Raw genomic sequence first — 21,879 nt, 5'->3', positions numbered from 1 at the left:
GATGATTCGATGGAAGTCCATTCTAATGTTATTTGTGTTTGGTCTAGCCACTACTGGATGTGGAAATTGGACAGAATTAAATGATCTGGGGATCAGTACGGCAACAGGATTTGACAGGCAAAACGGAAAGTGGATTATTACCTATCAGATTATTGTGCCGCCTGTTAGCAGCCAAAATGGATCTTCGTCTGGTGGTTCTCAAGCCCCCGTAAACACGTTCTCGTCAGAGGGGAAAACCATACGGGAAGCCATTGCCAAAAGCAGTGTGGAGAATCCCAAAAGGTTATATTTTGCTCATACCAATGTTGTTCTGATCGGCGAAGAAGCTGCAAAGTATGGGATCGCAGAGATCCTGGATCACTATTACCGTAATATTGGTGCTCGGGAATCTGCCAAGATTATCATTGCAGGCGGTGAAGCAAGAGAATATCTTAAGAAATTGGTTCCTCCAGAAAAACAGCCAGGTCGGGCACTATCCGACATTTTGGCACGGAACAACGAGAAGGGGTCATTTTATCCTGTCATGAATCTTCATGAAGTTGGTCTGAAGATCACTTCTGATAGTGCTTCTGCGGGAATTCCGACTCTTAAGGTCAGAGGACACAACGCGGATCGATTGAATTCAATTGACATTTTTAAAGAGATATCGTCACCCAGTAAATTGAGTCTTGAAGGATTAAGTGTATTCTATAAAGACAAACAAATCGGAATACTGAATCAACACGAAAGTATGGGGATTTCTTGGCTGACGAACAGGGTGAACAGCTCTAACTTGACCTACTTAGGTGAAAAAGGAGAGGCTAACTCTTTTCTTGTGAGGAAAGCAAAAATCAAGGTCGCACCTGTGAAAAAGAGTCATCATTACGCCGTCCAGGTGGATGCCAGAGTTGACGCGGAGCTCGATGAGAGCACATCTGGAGAAGATATTATGAGCACACATACTATTCATGAGTTGCAGCGACAGGCTGAACAAATCATCAGGGAACAGATCATGGATGGATGGAAAGGAAACCAGCGGCTCCATGTCGATATGCTGGGGATCGCAAATACAATACATCAAAGGCATCCAAAAGACTGGAAGACATTGAAAGACAACTGGCGCACTGAATTGGCAAAGATGGATATAAACATCAAAGTGGACGTAACTCTGAAACGAGTAGGTTTGCTTCAAGACTCTTTCAGCAAGTTGCTTCGTTCTAAAGATGAAGGGAAAGACTAACAGCAAGGAGATGTGTAAATCATGAGATTAGCTAGAGGACTTCGCGTATCCGAAGTGGCTGTTTGTCTTTCCCTATTTGAAGTTGGAAGTACCACCTTGTTTCTGATTGGGGGAGAGGCCAAACAGGATGCTTGGTTAGCCATGCTTGCAGGGGCTGCTGGTGGTCTTGTGTTATTATTTCTTCATCTGGCTATTCATCATCAGGAACCCGAATTGGACTTGTTCCTGTTATGTCGTCGCTATATGGGTAAAATACTGGGCACATTCGTGAACCTTTCATTTATAGGTTATTTTGCTTATGAAGCTTCACGAAATTTACGTGACATAAGTGAGGTCACTGAATTGACTTTGCTGAATAGAACGTCAATGTGGATCATCAGTTCGATCACGATTATAGTGGTTTCCAACACGGTACGGTATGGATATCGTGTACTGTTTCTCACGTGCATGATCCTGTTCCCGGTCATGATGCTGGGATATATGTTTATCATCATTTTGATACCGGCTACAGGTCTATTTCACTCAGAACTGGCTTTGCCTGTGTTAGAGAATGGCTTGAAACCCGTAATCAAAGCTGCATTCCCGGAAATAGTCTCCTTTCCATTTGGACAAGTTGTCTTGTTTTTGGTTTTTTATCCATATGCCCGTAAAAACAGGAACCTAAATAAAGTGGTAGTCATCACCTATATTATAACTGCGCTCGCATTAACATTTATTAATCAACTTATCATTTTTGTCCTGGGTCCTCAGATTGCTGCATATAGTACCCTTCCACTGTTGGAGACGGTTCAATTGATTGATATGACCGAGGTGCTTGAGCGTATGGATGCTATGTTCACTTTGCTTCTCTTCCTGGGGTTAGGCATTAAAATGGCTGCATTTTTTCATGGAGTCGTGATTGGGCTGGAGAGAGTTACTGGAGCGAACTATAGGAAATGGGTGTTACCCGCGGGACTCGTTCTATACGGGTTGTCTTTCTTATCAACGACATTTACGGAACATATTGAGGTCGGGCGAGTGTTTACGTTGAATTATACTTCACCTGTGTTTCAGATCTTTCTTCCTGCATTATTATTTATAGTTATCCTCCTGAAAAAAAGAAGGAATACAAGAAACGAAAAAAAAATCAGCGAAGAAAAAAGTTGATGCCGTATCTAAACAGAAAAATACAAAAAAAGGAGAATTGTTGTCGATTCTCCTTTTTTGTCTCATCAAATTACTTCAAAATGTGGTTAGAGCGTCGCCAGAGGAAATTTATTCTGAATCTGGTCTTTTGATTTGAAGCGGTGGGGGGATGAGCCATCCTTTTTCTTTGTTCATTTGAAGAATTCGGACACCCAATGCTAACTTGGTCACATGATATTTGGCAAAAAGTACACCAATATCTTCTCTGATTGATTGCCCGATCGTTTGGCTCGCAGAAACCAGCCCCAGAGATGTATCAGCAGCGATTTTTGCAGCAATTTCAGGATCAGTGAATCTCGCGCCAGCCGGAATATCTTCCAAAGCTACAACCGGTCTTTCCGGAAGCGTTGGCGCAGGGGCTATACCATTTTCGGTCAATAACGTATCACATTCTTTAATTTCGAGTTTGGCTTGCTCCAGCAAGGCTTTCAGGATTTTCTTCAAATCTTTATCACCTGCATGGTTCAAATAGGCTTGATAGCAGGACACTGCACCTTTGGCTATCGTGGAAGTTTGCCACACACTAAAGATTTCACCATAATGCATCGGTTCGTTTTTGGGGTTACCACCTAAAATACCCATGTTTATTTCCCTCCCAGAAGTTCATTTTTACAAACTTATGCTCTCCTACTGCTGGGTGGTTTATGCGGAAGGAATAGGATTTAGATAACTTTTCTAAATTAAATAACATCATAATTATTATGTAAACCATTTACTGAGCAACAGTGATTTAAAGAGTGTTGAAAAGTGAAAACGCCAGCAATATAGCTCTGCTGGCGTTTGACATATGATGTTTTTAAGATGGAAACATGGGGTTCCCATTCATCCCAATCCAGAGGTCTGATTTTTCAAGCTGACCAGCCAGATGTAATAACCAATCTTCACGACCTTTGGTTGCCATGACTTGTACACCCATCGGCAAACCTTCTGGTGTCACATGCAGAGGTACACTCATCGCAGGTTGACCCGTCAGATTTGCGAGTTGAGTAAAGGGTGTATATGTGAGGCTTGGCTCAAACATCTCATAGATGAGTTGCTGCTGCTCGGTCTTGTCCAGCTCGCTAATCCGCATGAGGTTACGGATCTGTTCGTCATGAGGCGTCAATTTGCCAACCTTTGGAGCAGCGGATGCGTTCACAGGCGTGACGTAGAAGTCATAGCGCTCAAACAAAGTGGACATCTGAGCTGCAGCGACATCCCATTCAGCCAGACTATGTACGAATTCAGCAGCAGATACCTTTTTGCCAGCCTCAGCCAGAACCCAGGATTCAATCTCCATATCGTCGGAGGTCAGAACACGACCCAGGGAACGTTCCATGGAAGAGATCATTGCGGCCATCTCGCCACTGTTCATCATGTAATAATTCTCCATCAGCCTGACTCCGTTGACAGGGCTCAGCTTTTCTTCCACATGATGACCTTGATCTTCCAACCAGCGAACAAGCTTATAGACAGCTTCTTTGGCTTCTGCACTAACAGGTGTGCCTACTGGTGAGGCTGTCGTGTACGCAATTTTTAATTTTCGTTGATGAGGATAGTTCATGTCAGCAAAATAACTTCCTGGGAATAATGGAGCATGGAACGCCGCTTCAGGCTGAATGACTTGCAACGTATCGAGCAGGGCAGCACTGTCCCGAACCGAGCGGGATAGAGCAAAATCAATGGATGCGCCTTGCCATTGCCGACCTACACCAGGTCCTACAGGTGTGCGTCCACGTGTTGGCTTAAGTCCAAATAAGCCGCTAAAGGAAGCAGGAATACGGATCGAACCGCCTCCATCGCTGGCTCCCGCAAGCGGGACAATACCAGAAGCTACAGCCGCGGCGGCACCGCCGCTTGAACCCCCTGGGGAGTGATTGATATTCCATGGATTGCGACTTGGACCATGAAGGCGGGGCTCTGTAATATTTTTCAACCCAAACTCTGGCGTATTGGTGTGACCTATGATGATAAAGCCTGCATCGCGAAGTCGGGACACAAAATTGGAACTGCGCAATGCGCGATGCTCACTGAACAGACGAGAGCCTGAAGTCAGGAATTCACCTTCCAAAGATTGTGAAATATCCTTCAGGAGCAGGGGAACACCGGCAAAAGGCTGTTCTTCAGGGCGTACCAAGCTGGCTTCTTGACGAGCACGGGTTTCATATGTACGAATGACCGCATTAAGCTGCGGATTCACTTCTTCCAGGCGTGCAAACGCTGCTTCCAGCATTTCGACCGGGGAAATTTCTCGTGATCGGATCAGTTCAGCCAAACCTACGGCATCATAGGAGGTATATGAGAATGAAGACATTAATATCGTTCCTCTCTGAATATAGTTCATCGTTTATTCCATATGTCATCGTACCATCGGAACAGACAAAAGACAAAAGACAAAAGACGAATAGTCGCCTGTGAACCAACTATGCAGCTCGATGTGAATAGCTAAGATGAAAACCAAGGATCGGAGGGTTAGGTGGTTCAAAGTTCGGATAGTCTTGATAGAAGGTTCGACAGATAAATGGAAGGTCCTATAGATAAATCGAAAGACAGATAGTTAAATAAGAGTAAGATCAAGCCGATGTTGATCATATATCCAATGATAGATTACAGATCAATCATTGGATATACGATCATTACTTACAAAAAAGCACTGCTCATCCATTTCGATGTGCAGTGCTTTTAGTTTTATATTTTAGCCACCAAACAATATATTCACTTATTCTGTTCGCAGCTTCGGTGCTGCATCAGCTGCTGTCGCTGAGCGTTCCTGCTGCCTGGAGATGGCGAAGAGGGCTACCCAGATCAGGATGAAACCAAGCAACTGCTCCCAGGTAATGAGCGTACGGAAGGCAATCCAGTTGACCAATACACCCGCCATTGGGAAGCTAAGTTCCGCGAGGGTTGCAACCGAAGCCTTGGTTGAGGACAGACCTTTATAATACAATAGAAGACTGAGCAAGCCTGGCAACAAAGCCTGACCGAGAATATTGAGGATCACAGCAGCCTGTTCACCTGTTCCGGATGGAAGTGTCCATGGAGCACCTTCGTTCCATGTCATAAAGATCAGGAGCGGCAGAGCGACGACGAAGCGAAGGGAAGTGACCGTTTCGTAACGCGCCTGACCAAGCATCAGTCGGCCCATAACGGTTGAACCTCCCCATAAGGCTGCGGCCCCCAGAGATAACAGGCTGCCTGCATGAATCCAGTTGTCCCATTGACCAAGTGGCAGTGTGAAGCCGAATGTAAGCAGGTACGTTCCTGCCAGAGCGATGAAGAATAATCCGCCGAAGCGACGTGGCAACGTTTCTTTCAGTAATAGTTTTGCCAAAACAATAGCGAAGAGTGGTTGCATTTTTTGAAGCAACAGCACGGTATTCGGATCATTATGTGTAAGTGCCAATGTGAATAATACCGTCGCAAGCGCTGATCCTCCCCATGATATAAAGATCACGGCAATCCAGTGTCGTGCGCGCAGGTTTTTCAGATCAGCCCGGAATTTCCACAAGACGGGAATGGCTATAAGGCTGACGATAACATGTTCGACAAGTACAATCTGTGTGGATGTCATCGTGTGAAGTAAAATAATGCGGAAGAGTGGATCGACACCCCATAGGGCGGCTCCCAGAACAACTAGCCAGAAACCGGTATTACTTCGTTCCTTGCGATAAACCGTTGATGCAGATGATGTTTTTTCCATATTCAGGACTCCTTCGTCAGAACACGGAATCTTCAGTTGGCAAAATCGACAAAATCCCCCGTATTGGCATAAACCAAATAAACGGGGGACTATCCAAGGACATGCGTCAGGAAAGAGGCCTTCCCGTGAACGGCATGTCAATGTGTTGATCTTCTCTCATCCGGACTGTACCGTCGGCCTTGGATTCACACCAAGTCAGTCGCTGAATGTCCTTAGTTAAGTACAAACAGCGAGTCGCGGGCTGGTTCCGTAGAACATCACCGCCGGTTGGGAATTGCACCCTACCCCGAAGATCCTATTCAATTCGTTAGTATGTTAAACAAGCTGTAACATTAATAAGTTCATCTTATTCCTGTAAGCGCTAGCAGTTCAAGTGTTTTTTTAGAAAACGATAGTCCAGCTTCCCTGCTGTCTGCGGAGAAGGACAATCTGACCCGCATGATAGGCGTCATGAAGCATCCAACGGGCAATTGCTTGTGCCCATTTATCTTCGGAGTCCATATAAGTAGCTTCAAGCTCGGACTCCTCTAATGCCGCCAAGTGATTACGCAATTGCTGTGCCAACTGAGCTGTATCCTCCATAAGCGTATTCCAGCCGACTGTATTGGAAGGATCGCCGGAATGCCCAAAAGTAGATTCGTTGGAGTCCGCAGCGGGCACAGAAGAAGCATTGCCCTGAATCCGACATAACAAGCGATGATTGTAGTAATACATATGGTTAACCAACTGCCATATGCTTAGTCCTCCTGAAGGTGGAATCCAGGCCGCTTGTTCTGCTGTAAGTCCTTCCAGTGCCTTCGATAATGGAACAATCCAATTACATTGATCCCAAGAGTCATCTTTCTGAATCAGTAACACATCTAATGCTGTTGTCCTCGTCATTGCTTCATTCCACTCCTTAAATGTAATTGTAGTGTAACTAGCTAAAATGGTTCAATAAGGTTACACTTAATATAACACATTAAAGACGTGGTGTAACCTTCTTTTATAATATAAGGTAGTTACAACAAAACGGAGGCTTGTATGGACAGATTATGGACTGATTTCGTAAACAGTGATTATCATGATTGGCGTGGTGGGGATCGATCGGAGGACAGGCTCGGCAAGTCGAGCTGGCAGCAAGACTTTCTGAATCGATGGCAGCTTCACGCACCCGTTCCGGCTTCCTCGGAAGATGAATTCATGATGAGAAACGTTAGAAATGAAATGCTGGCTCTGGGAGCCCGCCTATCATCAGGCATATCAATAACTGATCAGGAACAGCAGTGGTTGAACTCCATTATGGAAGCTGGGAATGTGAAGAGAAGATTAACCTCAACCGAGCAGGGGATAAAAATTCAACTTATACCAGCAGAAGCTCATTGGCTTCAGGTCATGGCAGAGGTTGCTGCTGATATGGCAATGACTTTGGTGGAGGGGGAAGGAAGAAGGATACGAATCTGCGATAATACGGATTGTCGCTGGATGTTCTATGATGATACCCGCAGCAGAACGCAGAAGTATTGTGATGACAAGATGTGCGGGAATCTGATGAAGGTCAGAAGGTTTCGGGCGAAACGAAAATCCCAAAATTGACCATATTTAACTACAGCTATATAATGTATATATACTAGCGAAAAAATAGTCATAAGCAGCACAGATTTGTATGCAGGGTGTGATCGTCTTTTAAATTATAATTAGATGGGAGATGTATCTTGTGCAGACAAGCTATCTGTTGAAAAATGGCTGTGTGTTATCGATGGATGCTCGGGTTGGGCAGTATAGCAGGGCAGATGTTCTGATTCAGGATTCGCTGATCACGGCGGTTCAGCCTGATCTGGATATTCCGGATGCAGAGGTTATTGATGCTTCATCCATGATTATTATGCCAGGGCTGGTGGACACGCATCGCCATATGTGGGAGTCGCTTGTGAGAACAGCAGGTACTAACTGGTCGCTGCCAGTCTATTTGAAAAATCTGTATTACGGGGCCCTCGGAAGTAAACTCCGGCCGCAGGACTGTTATATTGCAAACCTGCTCGGTTCCTTGGAAGCGCTGAACGCAGGGGTGACAACGGTGCTCGATTGGAGCATGCCATATTCCCCAGAGCATACGGATGAATTGATTCGCGGACTTCAGGATGCAGGCATTCGGGCAGTATTCGCTCACGGTGTACCTGGGGAGACAGAATACTGGAACCGGGATAGTCAATTAACGTATTCGAACGATGTGAGAAGAGTCAAAGAGCGATATTTCTCGTCGCGGGATCAATTGCTCACCTACGGACTGGCCATTCGTGGACCGGAGTTCAGTCATTGGGATACAACCGTGAAAGAAATCCAGCTTGCACAAGAACTGGATGCGATCTGTTCCATGCATGTCGGCTTTGGCAGTTGGGGATCTGTGGATCGCTCGATTAGTCACATGTATGAGGCGGGGCTGTTGAGTCCACGATTGAATGTCGTTCATGGGAATACGATGGGGATGGATGAATACAAAATGCTGGCTGATCGTGGTGCTTCCCTGTCAGTCACACCTGAGGTTGAGATGATGATGGGTCATGGCTATCCGGCAACAGGCTTCTTCCTTGAACATGGGGGAACGCCTACACTTGGTGTTGACGTGGTAACGTCCACAGGTGGGGATATGTTCTCTCAGATGAAGTTTGCACTTCAGGCTGAACGTTCCAGAATGAACGAACAACTTCTGCAACAAGGTGAGATGCCTGGTGAGTTGAGTTTGCAGTCCAGCCAGGTACTGAGATTTGCAACTTCAGCGGGTGCGCAAGCGTTAGGGCTGGAGCAGAAGAGCGGTTCGCTCACTCCAGGTAAGGAAGCAGATCTGATCATGATTCGTACCACAGATCTGAATATGTTCCCGGTATATGATCCGATCGGTGCTGTCGTTCAATTTGCGAATCCTTCCAATGTAGATACGGTGTTTGTGGCAGGCAGGCTTGTGAAGCGAGAGGGCAAGCTGCTGCATGTGGATCTGGACGCAATTCGCCATACGGCGATGCAGAGCAAAGAATATCTGTTGACTCAGTATCAGATGTCCGATGCAGAGAGAATACCGTTTTCCTAATGGCAATCTAAATGAAAGAGCAAGAATGAGATGCACGATTATACTTATATGAATCTTCATCTATAAGAGAAACCGAAGGGCCACATAACGCTATGTGGCTCTTTAACATACCTGCGTATCGTGGATTAAGACAGGATAAGGTAGGAAGGGACAGCGGAAAAAGACGAAAAGAGCCTTCTTTCTCATGGATTCATATAACAAGGGTTAAACGTCGTTTTAATCGGAAAATAAGACTTCAAAAAACTGCGCATAATATAAATTATACGCAGTTTTGTTTTAAATCCATTTTCATATTCACCCGTGTGCAACAGATCATGATAATTTTCGTCCATAAAGCACAAAATAATACAACTTGCCGAAATTAATTTAATCAAGCAACGCGACAATGTGTAGAAATCATTAGTTTCCTATAGGTGGTCGGTAAGATAGAACAAACGACTTTTTCATAGAACAGATGAAGCGAATAAGCGCAATTGAAACAAAAGGCATATTCATCATTTCAAATTGAGAGGAAACTGTGTATGAACCAAAACCAGGAACGATCTTCATTGTTCAGAAAAAAACTGATTGCTTCCGGAGAACATGAAAGCAACAGCGCCCTGAAAAGGGTTTTGGGCCCACTCGATCTGATGACCCTTGGGGTTGGAGCGATTATTGGTACAGGTATCTTTGTATTAACAGGTGTTGCTGCTGCAACATATGCAGGTCCCGGATTGGTGTTATCATTTCTGCTGGCAGGTATCATCTGCGCCTTCGCTGCGTTATGTTACTCCGAATTTGCATCAAGTGTACCCGCCTCGGGAAGTGCATATACGTATAGCTATACCGCATTCGGCGAAGTCATCGCCTGGATTCTCGGGTGGGACCTCATTCTGGAATATGGATTTGCAAGTGCGGCAGTGGCCAGCGGTTGGTCTGGATATTTTCAAACGTTATTATCTGGATTCGGGTTGGAATTGCCACATGCACTCACCAGTGCGTTCAGTCCTGAAAAGGGAACCTATTTTGACATCACAGCTGCGATCATTACTTTGGTCATTACCTTCCTGCTCACGCGAGGGGTGAAGGAAGCAGCGCGTGCGAACGGTATCATGGTGGCGATTAAGATTATCGTGGTGCTGATTTTCATCGGGGTAGGTGTATTCTATGTACAGCCAGATAACTGGCAACCGTTCCTTCCTTTTGGCATCTCGGGTGTGACCGCGGGAGCAGCAACTGTATTTTTTGCCTACATTGGATTTGATGCAGTCTCTACCGCAGCGGAAGAAGTGAAGCGACCCCAACGGGACTTGCCGATTGGAATTATTGCATCACTTGCAATCTGCACCGTGCTTTATATCGTGGTATCTTTGATTCTGACAGGGATTGTGCCTTATCATATGCTGAACGTGAGTGATCCGGTTGCTTTTGCGTTTGAATTTGTGCAGCTGAAAGGTTTGTCCTGGATTGTTTCCCTCGGTGCGATTACCGGGATTACTACCGTATTACTGGTGATGATGTATGGGCAGACACGGCTGCTCTATGCCATGTCACGGGACGGCCTGTTGTCTCCGGTATTCTCCAAGGTCAGTGGCAAACGCCAAATACCGGCTACAGGAACTTGGGTGGCAGGAATCATCGTAGCTTTATTCTCGGGTTTCATCTCTCTCGGGCATCTGGCGGAGTTAACGAACATCGGCACGCTGTTTGCTTTTGCGGTTGTAAGTCTGGGGATTATTGTATTACGTAAAAACAACCCGGATCTCAAAAGAGGATTTCGCGTTCCTTTTGTACCATTGATCCCTATTCTAAGCGCCGTGGGCTGTATGTATCTCATGACACGTCTTACTGCTCTGACCTGGATTACATTTTTTGCTTGGTTGATGGTTGGATTAATCATCTACTTTGCCTATGGTCGTCATCATAGTCATCTGAACCTGGCACGGCGGATACCCAACGCATTCAAATCACAGGATAAGTAGACAAGCAGGTAATCCTTCCTCATCCTAAAGCGCTCAGGCGAAGCGGGATGGGGATTTTTATTTTTTTCATGATCGTAGTGAGTTGGAAATAGAAAAATCCGAGTTGGAGTAAGAAATATATGGGTATGTAATAAGTGGTGTGCCTGTACTAGTAATTGGGTACCGGGGTTGCGGTTAAGCCAAATATGAAATATATTTGGGGGTGTGACATGCCATCAGTCATAAGAGAGGGGATGTATCATGAACACACATTTACATACCAATCAACAACACAGAAACTCGAATTTTGGATTCGCACTGGCTGACTCAGCCGTACTTGCAGAGGCGCAGATGATTGTTTCGCATTCGGGAGAGGCGGATAGCTTGCATTTGGAGATTGATCCGCAGCGCTGCTTGAAGGATGGACGTAAAGTATCCGTAGTTGCACAACATATCGATACACCGGTGGATCGACAAGATGCCAGTGTGATCTATGGTCAGGAGCTTTCGTTTGTACAATACACCGTATCCTTGCAACCAGGTAGTACATTTTCACTTGGTCCCATTGAAGGGGTAGAGCAACCTGTCCAGTTAGGATGGTCAGACTTTGCAGAAGGAGAGTACGAGCTACGAATTTCTATGCATAGAAAAACACCCCGTATTGCTGAAGGTCCGCTGGAGCCTGAACAGAATGCAATGGTCAAATACGCTCAGGTCGTAACCGTATATATTTCTCTGTTTCCTGCAGAAGGCATACAGTTGAGTGCGGCATCTGCTCCAGTGTGGAGTCGGGACAATCATGTTTTTGACTCCTATGGCAGGGGCGGCTTCATCCTCGCTGACCTTCCTTGTATGGCCCAACGCGTAGAGGAGTTGATTGGACCCGGAAACCATAATCTGATTGAAAAATTCGGGGAAGGTAATCTGTCAGATACTTTGCTTGATGAAGGTCTGATGGCTATGGCCTGGGGCGTAACTCCATGGTGCTACTCACTTTATTCCGCGCCTGATCCGCAATCCGCTTCAACACTAGTTGTGGACAAGCTTGGCGATGAGCCTGAGATGCAGGGGGTATATCGGATCGCGCCCTCCATCCAGCAATTAAGCATCGTACCAGCAAATGAACTGTTGTCTTGGCCGTCCTGTGTCCAGAAAGAATGGCCGGTAATTGATGTGGCAGGTGCAGGTGAAACACTTCATATGGATTTGTACATGCAAATATGTGAATCTGTGAGTGGGCTTCACGAAAATCCACTGCCTTCCTTTGTATTAACACGTACTGAAGGGCGACCGGAAACGATCATCCCGTTGATTAATGTTGTAATTATTGACGAATAAATAAGAAACGTGGTGACGAATACAGATGATGACCGAGGAGATTCAGGAGCAGTACGCTGACGAACTTGAAGCTTTTCACATATGGATGAAGGATGCCGGTTACACGGGATATACGGTGAAATCATACACGGGTGACGTTGCTGAATTCCTCGTCTCTATTAATGGAAAGTCACTGGAGCAGGTCAAAAAGCTGCATATATTGTCTTTTCTGTCCCGTGCCCGGGAACGTGGGGTTAGTGATGCCACGAGAAATCGGAAACATGCGGCGGTGAATTGCTTTTACAAGTCTCTTATCGAATTGGAATTGTTGACGAATAATCCGGCGTTCGGTATCAAGAAGTCCAAAACCGAGAAAAACCGTGCTCCCGTTTTCCTTGATGAAAGTGGTCTGACGCGTTTTCTACAGTCCGTAGAGGGCAAGTACCGTACACGTAATCTGGCTGTTTTTCTGTTGATGGGTTATATGGGATTGCGGGTCGGAGAAGTGCATGCCTTGAACTGCAAAGACTATAATGCGGAGCGGCGTACATTGGATGTATTCGGTAAAGGGCGGAAATGGCGTACGCTGCCCGTACCTGAGACGGTTGCCGAACTGTTATCTCAGGCTTTGGCTGAACGGTTGGAGCCGTGGCGGGCGAAGGAGGAAGCGCTCTTTGTCTCGCAAAAAGGAAAGAGATTATCGATTCGCAGTATCCAGCTCATATCCACGGAAACGTTTGAACGCTTCCAGCAGGATTCGCCTTCCAATCAGCGTCTGAACTATTCCAGCCATAAGCTGCGTCACTCGTTCGCTACCATGATGCTGCGGCGCGGTGCGGACTTGCGTACAGTTCAGGAGCTGCTCGGTCACGCATCGATTCAAACCACGACAGTGTACACACACGTAACCAGCCGAGAGAAGGAAGAGGCGATGGCATTGCTGGATGTTAAACTTCCGACATATGCGGTAACACAACCACTTCATGATTAGGAGAGATGTAACAGCATGGAAGAGGAGAAGCAGATCCTGAAGCCGGACACCCCACATTGGAAAATACGCTCTCTTTGGGAGGTGCTCCTGGTATCAACTAAGCTTGGGTTGACGTCCTTTGGGGGACCTACTGCACACCTGGGTTATTTTCACAATGAATACATACGCAAACGGCAATGGATGGACGAACGAAGTTATGCGGATCTTGTGGGGCTGTGTCAGTTCCTTCCTGGACCGGCGAGTAGCCAGGTTGGCATGGGTATTGGTATAATTCGTGCCGGTATTGTTGGAGGACTGATTGCCTGGATTGGCTTTACGCTTCCATCCGTGATTGCTTTGGTGTTGTTTGCCTTTCTGTTAAAAGGATTTGATATCAGTCATGCTGGATGGCTTAGCGGGTTGAAAATCGTAGCTGTAGCCATTGTGGCTCATGCGATCCTCGGAATGGGGCAAAAACTTACACCTGATAAAGTGAGAGTTACGCTTGCTGTGCTAACAGCTATTGTTGCTTTACTATGGACAGCCTTATACAGTCAGGTGGTTCTTATTCTGTTTGCAGGATTGCTTGGTTGGTGGCTCTACCGGAAATCACCCGCTCCGCACGTTCCTGATCTTGTAGTTCCGATAAGCCGAACCGTCGCCGTGCTGTGTTTGTTCATCTTTCTCGGTCTATTCATGGCACTGCCGTTATTGCGGGAAATTACGGGGATCGAGTGGTTATCCTTATTCGATTATATGTATCGATCGGGTTCACTGGTATTTGGTGGAGGACATGTAGTTCTCCCCCTTCTGGAACAGGAGTTGGTACCCAGGGGATTGCTGAGCAAGGATGATTTTCTGGCTGGATATGGTGCAACTCAAGCTGTGCCAGGTCCACTTTTTACGTTTGCTTCTTATCTAGGTGCCATAACAATGGGGATTTCAGGTGCATTCGTTGCTACTATAGCGATTTTTTTGCCAGCTTTTTTGCTTATCATCGGAACGCTGCCTTTCTGGAGTGCTCTTCGTAAAAATCCGCATATACAAGGGGCTTTGACTGGTGTCAATGCAGCAGTGGTTGGCATTTTGCTTGCTGCGCTCTACCAACCGCTGTGGACGACAGCCATAGTAACACCAGCTGATTTCTCGTTGGTATCCATTTTGTTTATTATGCTTGCCTTCTGGAAATGTCCGCCCTGGGTCATTGTCGTTGCCGGAATCATCGGAGGTATGCTAATAGAGCTAATATAGGGGGAAGCGAAAGCTCTGAAAAGAAAGGATTCCATCCTTTCTTTTCCTGTAAGGTATTTTGGAAGCGCTAGCATCGTTGGGAATTTTCTATTCAAAGGAACAAGGCAGAAATACAAGATTAAGTTAATGAAAAAAACGTAATTATTATTATGTAAACTATAAGGAGTGCTGTGGAAATTGAAATCTTAAATCAAACTTCCAATGAAACTGGTAATAAGACGGTCAATGGATCAGTTGCTGATTTGGTAGAACAGTTCCTGATGGTGGCGTAACGTGTGCTGGATGGCACACTTGAGAAAAATAGAAAAGAACGAATCCAGCGATATGCCACTAACAGCCAGCCATTATTCATACATGATCCTGATAAGACCAAAGGACCATTCGAATCTTCTCTAAGGAAGACACAAATGGCCCTTTTAACTATATAAATTATGAACTTTCATTGTACTGATTGGATCAACACTTCATTGATTGCCTAGCTGGATTACTCCAGTCCGGCAATCTGTTCCTTCAACTTGTTCGCGGATGCCTGGAAAGCGATTTTCTCCGTCTCATTCAAAGGAAGTGGCAGAATTTCACGCACGCCGTTGCGGTCTACAACACAAGGAACGCCCAGATAGACATCCGATACGCCATTGTAATCTTCCAGCAACGTAGATACGTTCAGAACAGAACCTTCATTGCCAAGAATGGCAGCTACAATACGATCCAAAGCAAGCGCGATTGCGTAGGAAGTAGCGCCTTTGGCATTAATAATCTCATACGCTGCATTTTTGGTCCGCTCAAAGATATCCTGCTGTGTTTCTTCATCCAGCTCCAGGTCTGTACCTGCAACGTTCGCGATGCTCCACACCGGCACTTCGGAATCTCCGTGTTCACCGATAATATGCGCGTGAATACTGCGTGGATCGATACCTTTGTTTTTACCAATAAGATAACGGAAACGTGCACTGTCCAGCAATGTGCCTGAACCGATTACACGGGAAGCAGGCCATCCGCTTTGTTTCCATGAAGTATAGGACAAAATATCTACAGGATTGGTAGCGATCAATAAAATACCATGGGAATTAACCTCAGTAATGCGCTCAATGATGTCTTTGAAAATGCTTGCATTTTTCTTCAGCAGATCAATTCGCGTCTCTCCCGGTTTCTGGGAAGCACCCGCAGTAATAATGATGATGTCTGCATCTTTGCAGTCCGAGTAATCGCCAGCCCAGACTTTCACGCCTCCGGTAAACGGAAGACCGTGGTTCATATCCAGCATTTCACCGGTAGCCTTATCATGATTCACATCCACAAATACCAACTCGGACGAACGCTGTCTTAACATCAGCGTGTATCCCGTTGTTGTTCCTACCGCACCCATGCCTACAATAACGACACGGCTTGGTTTCAGCACTGCACTATTTGCCATTTTCATAACATCTCCTTTTTTGGGTATACTTCCATCCATATTAAGGGATACACGCAAGAAAAGCGAGTGATGTCTATAAACTTTTTCACATTCGATGTCTCTTTACGAAATATCTTGTCGAAAAACATGATTTGCGATTTATAAAAGAAGCGCCTCATCGAAATGGACCGCTATCTGCTCGCCTGGAGTGGGGATGACCCTTTTCGACATCGTTTGTGGTAGAATAGGAGCAGTGGATTCGGATGAATCGTAAAAACAACTTGAATGGTCAGGCATGCGCGCCTGCTTATTGGATGAGAGAGGTGGAAGCCACTTGCGTTCGCAATGGATCAAAATCGCGCAGACAGCACTGCTGTCTATAGGTATAGCAGCTCTTCTGGCTGCCTGCACGGATACAGGACAAACCCCGGTGGCTGAGCCGCCGCAAGAGCCGGAAGATGTCGTGAATACGGGTCAAACCCTTACGGTCGTTCCTCCTGTAAACAGTACTGAATCTGCGGACATGGCGAAATACCAGATTCAGACCCGATTAACCGACTTTCAGTTGCTGAATGGTAACGGGGGATTGGCATGGGGAGTGACGCGGAATGCCCTGCGTCTGTATTACACTCAGGATCAGGGAGCTACCTGGATCAATATTTCGCCTTCGGAGAATGTTCAGTTTCCCGCTAATCCGCAATATGGTCAAAGCATTTATTTTGTAGATAGTACACATGGATGGATTGTCCGTGAAGGAATGGGCGGAACGGATACAATGGTGCTTCGCACGAACAACGGGGGAGCGAGCTGGAGTTTATCTTCCTTGTCCAAGACGGACAAGGTTACTGCGATTTCATTTGTATCTCCCGAAAAGGGCTGGATACTAACGACGTTAGATACTTCGATTGGCAAGCAGGACAAGAAGTTGTATTTTACGGAGGATGGCGGTATTACCTGGAACCAGATGGCATCAAGTGATACAGACGGCAAATCCGCATCGGCAGAGATTCCTACACGGGGGTACACCACAGGCATGACGTTCTCGGACTCGAATCACGGGTTCCTGACCGTTCTTGAGTTTGGTACGCCTAAACTGTATGTCACAGCTGATGGCGGTGAACACTGGAAGGCAGGACCGTCATTTTTTGATCGTAACAAATTCAACGGATGTGGTAATTTCAACATCAGCTCACCACAGTTCTTTGGACGTGAGGCTGAGGGAGCTTGGATGCCATTCTCCTGTTCACAGGGGGAAAGCACCAAATATAACGGTTTCTTCACTACAGATGGGGGAGTAAGCTGGCAGCTCTCCACGTTTAGTTTGATGAAACAAACCGGACTCAACCGTAACCTCGTACCTGTCTTTCTGAACGCTTCGGAAGGCTGGGCTATGCAGAAAGGCAAGACTTATCATACGAAGGATTCCGGGAAAACTTGGAAAGCACTGCCTGTAAGTCAAGTGTTGGATGGCATTCTCGAAGACTATCCGGAAATTGTGAAGGTTCAGATGGTTTCATCAAAATTAGGCTGGGTTCTGGTCGAAAACACAGATGCCAAAAGGTCACTACTGTTACAAACCGTAGACGGCGGTGTTCACTGGAAAGTGTTATAAACACATGATAAATAGCGTGTTGTAAGAAGAGGAACCTGCGGGTTTCTTTTCTTTTTTAATACTTTGTGAAAAAAATCACAATAAATCCCTTCAAATGATGTTATATTGAATTCAAGAAGAGATGGGAGTGATGAACATGAGAACGAACGAACAAGCTCAATTCACGCAGGCGGACGAATTAACCAGATATATGCTTCAATTATGCTACACATGTGATGATGCCAACCGTTGTACAACCGAGGAAGAAGTTAAAGCCTGCATGGCAAAGTACGCACAAACAGACGAGACGGAACAGGCAGATGGTGAAGAAGTAACTCGCGGATTCATGGATCTGATGTACGCATAATTTACGAAATAAATGGAAAAGTGCTGTTGTATCAACGTTATGCCCCCGATGGATTGGGGGCTTTTTTATTGGACACTCATTTTTTATTGATTTATTCCGTGACTATTTATGACGTAAGGGATGAACCCTGAAAGGAGCGGAGAACAAACATCGAGTGAGTGTACGCATGAATATGATGGCCATCCAAACGAGGAAGCCGACTCAACACAATTGCTATGCCCTTTAGATATAGTGTAGTCTATAATTTGACTATAAAAAGGGGGGAGTTTGATGGAGCTTCAAACCATTTTAACCTTTCTGGGAACAGCAGTGTTGCTCACTATTATGCCTGGACCCGACAACATGTTTACATTGGCCCAAAGCATAGGAAAAGGTAGGAATGCAGGAATATTCACTACTTTAGGGCTTTGCACAGGATTGTTGGTTCATATTTTAGCAGCAACCTTCGGCCTCGCCGCGATGATCTACCAATCTTCCTTAGCATTTTCGGTAATCAAATACGTTGGGGCAGCATATCTTTTGTTTTTGGCATATAAATCGTTTAGAGCAAAAGACTCAGGATTTGAACTTAAGAGTGGGCAATCCCTGAATTACAAAGCATTGTACAAAAAAGGTGTGATCATGAATGTGTTGAATCCAAAGATATCACTGTTCTTCTTGGCCTTTCTGCCACAATTTATAAACCAAGAAAGTGGCAACGTATCCATTCAAATGCTGGTACTTGGTGTGGTATTCTTGGTGCAGACCTTGGTGATTTTTGGTTTGATAAGCATTTTTGCTGGAAAGGTAGGCTCTTTTCTTCGGAAAACCCCCACTTTTTCTAAAAAAATCAACTATATTCAAGGTTCATTATTTACACTCATCGGGCTGAAAATCGCATTCACACAAAAATAAAATACAAACACACCAGGACTGGCTGATGAGCCAGTCCTGGTGTGGTATGCTACGTTCCAACCGCGAAAAACAGAAATCCTACGAATTGGTTTCCATTGAAGACTTAGTTCCTCCAGATCATTTGCTCCGTAAAAAATCACATTTTTTCTGCACATACAATAAGGAGAAATTTCGCTCGAAATTCTAAATAACCATATATTCACAAAATTTAATGCATATGCTATGTTTACTATGAAAGCGCAACCATGACTGGGCAGATGGATTATTCTTTATCCTATTTGATATGGAAAGGAAGATGAAAATGAAAAATTTGCTCAAAAAGGCAAGCGCAGTGATGCTGGCATTTATTCTGCTCATTGGATTGATGACAGCGCCCGTACATGCAGGCACCCCACTTTTCACCATTGAAAGCGAAGACACTCAGCTCAGCTCCGATCTTCAGGTGGTGACTGAAATTTACGGACAACCCAAGCCCGGATTCTCCGGCAGTGGATTTGTCTGGATGCAGAATTCCGGCACATTAACTTTCACAGTGACTGTCCCGGAAACCGGCATGTATGCGATCTCCACCCGGTATATGCAGGAGCTTAGTCCAGACGGCAGGCTTCAAGATTTAAAAGTTAACGGCGTTACCAAGGGATCGTATATGCTGCCCTACACGACCGCGTGGTCGAATTTCGATTTTGGCTTTCATAAGCTAAATCAAGGAAGCAACACCATTCAACTGAAGGCCGGTTGGGGATTCGCTTATTTTGACACCTTCACTGTGGATTATGCCGATCTTGATCCTTTGGATGTGCAACCTGTCCTCACCGATCCTGAGGCCACAGCGGAAACGCAACTACTGATGAATTATTTAACGGAGGTATACGGAAACAATATCATTTCTGGTCAGCAAGAGATCTATGGAGGAGGGAATGACGGAGATACGGAGCTTGAATTCGAGTGGATTCATGATCTGACCGGAAAGTATCCGGCTATCCGCGGCTTTGATTTGATGAATTACAATCCGTTGTATGGTTGGGAGGACGGTACAACCGATCGCATGATTGATTGGGTGAATAACCGTGAAGGCATTGCAACAGCTTCCTGGCATATCAATGTACCTCGAAATTTCAATACGTATGAGCTCGGGGACTTTGTCGATTGGAAGGAAGCGACCTACAAGCCGACAGAAACCAATTTTAATACAGCAAATGCGGTGGTTCCCGGTACAAAAGAATATCAATACGTAATGATGACGATTGAGGATCTGGCGGAACAGCTGCTGATTCTCCAAGATAACAATGTGCCGGTTCTTTTCCGTCCGTATCATGAAGCAGAAGGTAACGGCGGCTTGAATGGGGAAGGCGCGTGGTTCTGGTGGGCTTCCGCAGGCGCTGATGTATACAAACAACTGTGGGATCTGCTCTATACCGAACTTACGGAGACGTACGGCTTGCACAATTTGATCTGGACCTACAACAGCTATGTGTATAATACGTCTCCTGCATGGTACCCCGGCGACGATCAGGTAGATATTGTCGGCTATGATAAGTACAACACGATTTATAACCGTAATGATGGTTTGTCCGGCGTACCGAATGAGGATGCCATCTCCTCCATTTTCTATAAGCTTGTTGATTTAACGGATGGCACGAAAATGGTTGCCATGACGGAGAACGATACCATCCCAAGCGTACAGAATCTGTTAGATGAAAAATCGGGATGGCTCTACTTCTGCCCATGGTATGGCGAGCATCTCATGAGTTCTGCCTTTAATAGTCCGGCCACCTTGACGACGCTCTATCAAAGTGACTATGTCATCACGTTGGATGAGCTACCTAATTTAAAGGTTAACAATCCCAACCCCAGTGCATCCATCACACCTGTAAACGTCGAATTTGATAAATACACGCCCAATCAAAGCGATAAAGCCGTAACCGTGAATGCGAACGGCCATACGTTAACCGCTCTCCGGGCAGGTGCCAATGCATTGACCGCGAATCAAGATTACACTTTAAACGGAAGTACGTTGCTGCTGAAAAAAGAATTTCTGGCCGGGCTGCCAGTTGGCGAGCATTCGATCGTATTTGATTTTAATCAAGGACAGGACCCTGTATTAAAAGTTAAAATTGTTGATTCAACACTGAGCGCTACGATTTCGCCCGTGAATGCGACATTTGATAAAGCAGCAAATCTAGGGCAGGATGTTTCCGTGTCCCTTACCTTAAACGGAAAACAGCTTACAAGCATAACAAATGGAACGTATACACTTGTATCCGGCCAGGATTATACGGCATCAAGCTCCGCTGTTGTTTTGAACAAATCCTATCTTTCCACGTTGCCGCTGAGCAAGAATACGATATCCTTTCATTTCAGCGGAGGAAATAATGCTGTTCTTACCGTAAATGTAGCAGACAGCAGTGTTCCTGTACCCGCAGGAGACTTGACGATCCAAGCCTATAACGGCAACACAAGTGCGTCCACCAATGGAATCTCACCCAAGTTCAAAGTCGTCAACAACGGTGATTCAGCGATTCAGTTAAGTGATGTAAAACTGCGGTATTACTATACGATTGATGGGGAAGACGCACAGAGTTTCTGGCCCGACTGGGCCAGTATCGGGAGTGCAAATGTAACCAGTACATTCGTTAAAATGGCGACTCCGGTTGCCAAAGCCGATTATGTTCTGGAAGTGGGCTTTTCGAGTTCGGTTGGAACGCTTAATCCAGGCCAGAGCGCAGAAATTCAGACACGGTTCTCCAAAAACAACTGGTCCAATTACAACCAGACTAACGATTACTCGTTTAAGGCATCCAGCAGTCAATTCGCAAATAACGAACAGGTTACCGGGTATATAGATGGTCAGCTTGTATGGGGAATTGAGCCGTAATTAGTTAAGGGTCATGGGTTGGTACGGGGCTTATACCCTGCGCCAACCCTTTTTGTTGTGTTAGATTAGGCAAGTGTGCTATCACAAATTCTTGTTTTCGTTAAATAGTATGGTAAAATATTGAAAAACATCAG

General features: G+C 45.6%; 17 protein-coding genes and 1 riboswitch. Of the genes, 12 read left to right on the top strand and 5 right to left on the bottom strand.

Annotated elements, in window-relative coordinates:
* The first annotated feature begins 1 nt into the window (after position 1).
* Positions 2-1,219, top strand: a complete 1,218-nt coding sequence (locus ACR32F_RS17780; protein WP_440109239.1) for a Ger(x)C family spore germination protein — start codon at positions 2-4, stop codon at positions 1,217-1,219.
* A 21-nt stretch (positions 1,220-1,240) separates the two neighbouring features.
* Positions 1,241-2,365 (top strand): GerAB/ArcD/ProY family transporter, encoded by a 1,125-nt coding sequence (locus tag ACR32F_RS17775; RefSeq protein ID WP_440109237.1) that lies wholly within the window; start codon positions 1,241-1,243, stop codon positions 2,363-2,365.
* A gap of 108 nt (positions 2,366-2,473) precedes the next feature.
* Here the strand turns inward: ACR32F_RS17775 and ACR32F_RS17770 are convergent, their stop codons facing one another.
* The 4 genes from ACR32F_RS17770 to ACR32F_RS17755 all read right to left on the bottom strand — a co-directional run bounded on the left by ACR32F_RS17770 (position 2,474) and on the right by ACR32F_RS17755 (position 6,965).
* Positions 2,474-2,986, bottom strand: a complete 513-nt coding sequence (locus tag ACR32F_RS17770) for a DUF3231 family protein (RefSeq protein ID WP_440109235.1) — start codon at positions 2,984-2,986, stop codon at positions 2,474-2,476.
* A 214-nt stretch (positions 2,987-3,200) separates the two neighbouring features.
* On the bottom strand, positions 3,201-4,697 hold the full coding sequence (locus ACR32F_RS17765) for an amidase (RefSeq protein ID WP_440109233.1): 1,497 nt from the start codon (positions 4,695-4,697) through the stop codon (positions 3,201-3,203).
* A gap of 405 nt (positions 4,698-5,102) precedes the next feature.
* On the bottom strand, positions 5,103-6,083 hold the full coding sequence (locus ACR32F_RS17760; RefSeq protein ID WP_440109231.1) for a DMT family transporter: 981 nt from the start codon (positions 6,081-6,083) through the stop codon (positions 5,103-5,105).
* 144 nt (positions 6,084-6,227) lie between these two features.
* Positions 6,228-6,381: riboswitch (FMN riboswitch) on the bottom strand.
* A gap of 83 nt (positions 6,382-6,464) precedes the next feature.
* Complete coding sequence (locus ACR32F_RS17755; protein WP_440109229.1) at positions 6,465-6,965, bottom strand: DinB family protein; 501 nt, start codon at positions 6,963-6,965, stop codon at positions 6,465-6,467.
* A gap of 141 nt (positions 6,966-7,106) precedes the next feature.
* Between ACR32F_RS17755 and ACR32F_RS17750 the strand changes: the two genes are divergently transcribed.
* The 6 genes from ACR32F_RS17750 (at position 7,107) to ACR32F_RS17725 (ending at position 14,625) form a co-directional block, all read left to right on the top strand.
* Positions 7,107-7,658 carry a CGNR zinc finger domain-containing protein gene (locus ACR32F_RS17750; protein WP_440109227.1) on the top strand — a complete coding sequence of 184 codons (552 nt, stop codon included), beginning with the start codon at positions 7,107-7,109 and terminating at the stop codon, positions 7,656-7,658.
* 121 nt (positions 7,659-7,779) lie between these two features.
* Positions 7,780-9,147, top strand: coding sequence for an amidohydrolase family protein (locus ACR32F_RS17745; RefSeq protein ID WP_440109225.1), 1,368 nt, complete (start codon positions 7,780-7,782; stop codon positions 9,145-9,147).
* A gap of 521 nt (positions 9,148-9,668) precedes the next feature.
* Entirely contained in the window at positions 9,669-11,108 is a 1,440-nt protein-coding gene (locus ACR32F_RS17740; RefSeq protein ID WP_440109223.1) for an amino acid permease, read from the top strand.
* Positions 11,109-11,348: 240 nt separating this feature from the next.
* On the top strand, positions 11,349-12,425 hold the full coding sequence (locus tag ACR32F_RS17735; RefSeq protein WP_440109221.1) for a hypothetical protein: 1,077 nt from the start codon (positions 11,349-11,351) through the stop codon (positions 12,423-12,425).
* A 25-nt stretch (positions 12,426-12,450) separates the two neighbouring features.
* A complete protein-coding gene (locus ACR32F_RS17730) occupies positions 12,451-13,395 on the top strand; it encodes a tyrosine-type recombinase/integrase (protein ID WP_440109219.1) in 945 nt (314 codons plus the stop codon).
* 15 nt (positions 13,396-13,410) lie between these two features.
* Positions 13,411-14,625 carry a chromate transporter gene (locus tag ACR32F_RS17725; RefSeq protein ID WP_440109217.1) on the top strand — a complete coding sequence of 405 codons (1,215 nt, stop codon included), beginning with the start codon at positions 13,411-13,413 and terminating at the stop codon, positions 14,623-14,625.
* Positions 14,626-15,109: 484 nt separating this feature from the next.
* Here the strand turns inward: ACR32F_RS17725 and ACR32F_RS17720 are convergent, their stop codons facing one another.
* Positions 15,110-16,039, bottom strand: coding sequence for an L-lactate dehydrogenase (locus ACR32F_RS17720; RefSeq protein ID WP_440109215.1), 930 nt, complete (start codon positions 16,037-16,039; stop codon positions 15,110-15,112).
* Positions 16,040-16,352: 313 nt separating this feature from the next.
* Here ACR32F_RS17720 and ACR32F_RS17715 point away from each other — a divergent pair, with 313 nt between their 5' ends.
* The 4 genes from ACR32F_RS17715 (at position 16,353) to ACR32F_RS17700 (ending at position 21,745) form a co-directional block, all read left to right on the top strand.
* Complete coding sequence (locus ACR32F_RS17715; protein ID WP_440109213.1) at positions 16,353-17,630, top strand: YCF48-related protein; 1,278 nt, start codon at positions 16,353-16,355, stop codon at positions 17,628-17,630.
* Between the two features lie 136 nt (positions 17,631-17,766).
* Positions 17,767-17,976 (top strand): hypothetical protein, encoded by a 210-nt coding sequence (locus ACR32F_RS17710; RefSeq protein WP_440109211.1) that lies wholly within the window; start codon positions 17,767-17,769, stop codon positions 17,974-17,976.
* Between the two features lie 270 nt (positions 17,977-18,246).
* Positions 18,247-18,870 carry a LysE family translocator gene (locus ACR32F_RS17705; RefSeq protein ID WP_440109209.1) on the top strand — a complete coding sequence of 208 codons (624 nt, stop codon included), beginning with the start codon at positions 18,247-18,249 and terminating at the stop codon, positions 18,868-18,870.
* Positions 18,871-19,171: 301 nt separating this feature from the next.
* Positions 19,172-21,745, top strand: a complete 2,574-nt coding sequence (locus ACR32F_RS17700) for a glycosyl hydrolase (protein WP_440109207.1) — start codon at positions 19,172-19,174, stop codon at positions 21,743-21,745.
* Positions 21,746-21,879: the final 134 nt, after the last annotated feature.

The organism is Paenibacillus hebaui, from assembly GCF_051934385.1.
GTDB lineage: Bacteria > Bacillota > Bacilli > Paenibacillales > Paenibacillaceae > Paenibacillus.
The sequence above is the reverse complement of the archived record's forward strand: the minus strand, read 5'-3'. Positions and strand labels throughout refer to the sequence as shown.

Bases quoted from the DNA above. Each gene is read 5' to 3' on its own strand.
- ACR32F_RS17735 (WP_440109221.1), top strand. From the start codon at position 11,349: ATGAACACACATTTACATACCAATCAACAACACAGAAACTCGAATTTT.
- ACR32F_RS17775 (WP_440109237.1), top strand. From the start codon at position 1,241: ATGAGATTAGCTAGAGGACTTCGCGTATCCGAAGTGGCTGTTTGTCTT.
- ACR32F_RS17770 (WP_440109235.1), bottom strand. From the start codon at position 2,986: ATGGGTATTTTAGGTGGTAACCCCAAAAACGAACCGATGCATTATGGT.
- ACR32F_RS17700 (WP_440109207.1), top strand. From the start codon at position 19,172: ATGAAAAATTTGCTCAAAAAGGCAAGCGCAGTGATGCTGGCATTTATT.
- ACR32F_RS17780 (WP_440109239.1), top strand. From the start codon at position 2: ATGATTCGATGGAAGTCCATTCTAATGTTATTTGTGTTTGGTCTAGCC.
- ACR32F_RS17705 (WP_440109209.1), top strand. From the start codon at position 18,247: ATGGAGCTTCAAACCATTTTAACCTTTCTGGGAACAGCAGTGTTGCTC.
- ACR32F_RS17720 (WP_440109215.1), bottom strand. From the start codon at position 16,039: ATGGCAAATAGTGCAGTGCTGAAACCAAGCCGTGTCGTTATTGTAGGC.
- ACR32F_RS17765 (WP_440109233.1), bottom strand. From the start codon at position 4,697: ATGTCTTCATTCTCATATACCTCCTATGATGCCGTAGGTTTGGCTGAA.
- ACR32F_RS17755 (WP_440109229.1), bottom strand. From the start codon at position 6,965: ATGACGAGGACAACAGCATTAGATGTGTTACTGATTCAGAAAGATGAC.
- ACR32F_RS17760 (WP_440109231.1), bottom strand. From the start codon at position 6,083: ATGGAAAAAACATCATCTGCATCAACGGTTTATCGCAAGGAACGAAGT.
- ACR32F_RS17710 (WP_440109211.1), top strand. From the start codon at position 17,767: ATGAGAACGAACGAACAAGCTCAATTCACGCAGGCGGACGAATTAACC.
- ACR32F_RS17730 (WP_440109219.1), top strand. From the start codon at position 12,451: ATGATGACCGAGGAGATTCAGGAGCAGTACGCTGACGAACTTGAAGCT.
- ACR32F_RS17725 (WP_440109217.1), top strand. From the start codon at position 13,411: ATGGAAGAGGAGAAGCAGATCCTGAAGCCGGACACCCCACATTGGAAA.
- ACR32F_RS17740 (WP_440109223.1), top strand. From the start codon at position 9,669: ATGAACCAAAACCAGGAACGATCTTCATTGTTCAGAAAAAAACTGATT.
- ACR32F_RS17750 (WP_440109227.1), top strand. From the start codon at position 7,107: ATGGACAGATTATGGACTGATTTCGTAAACAGTGATTATCATGATTGG.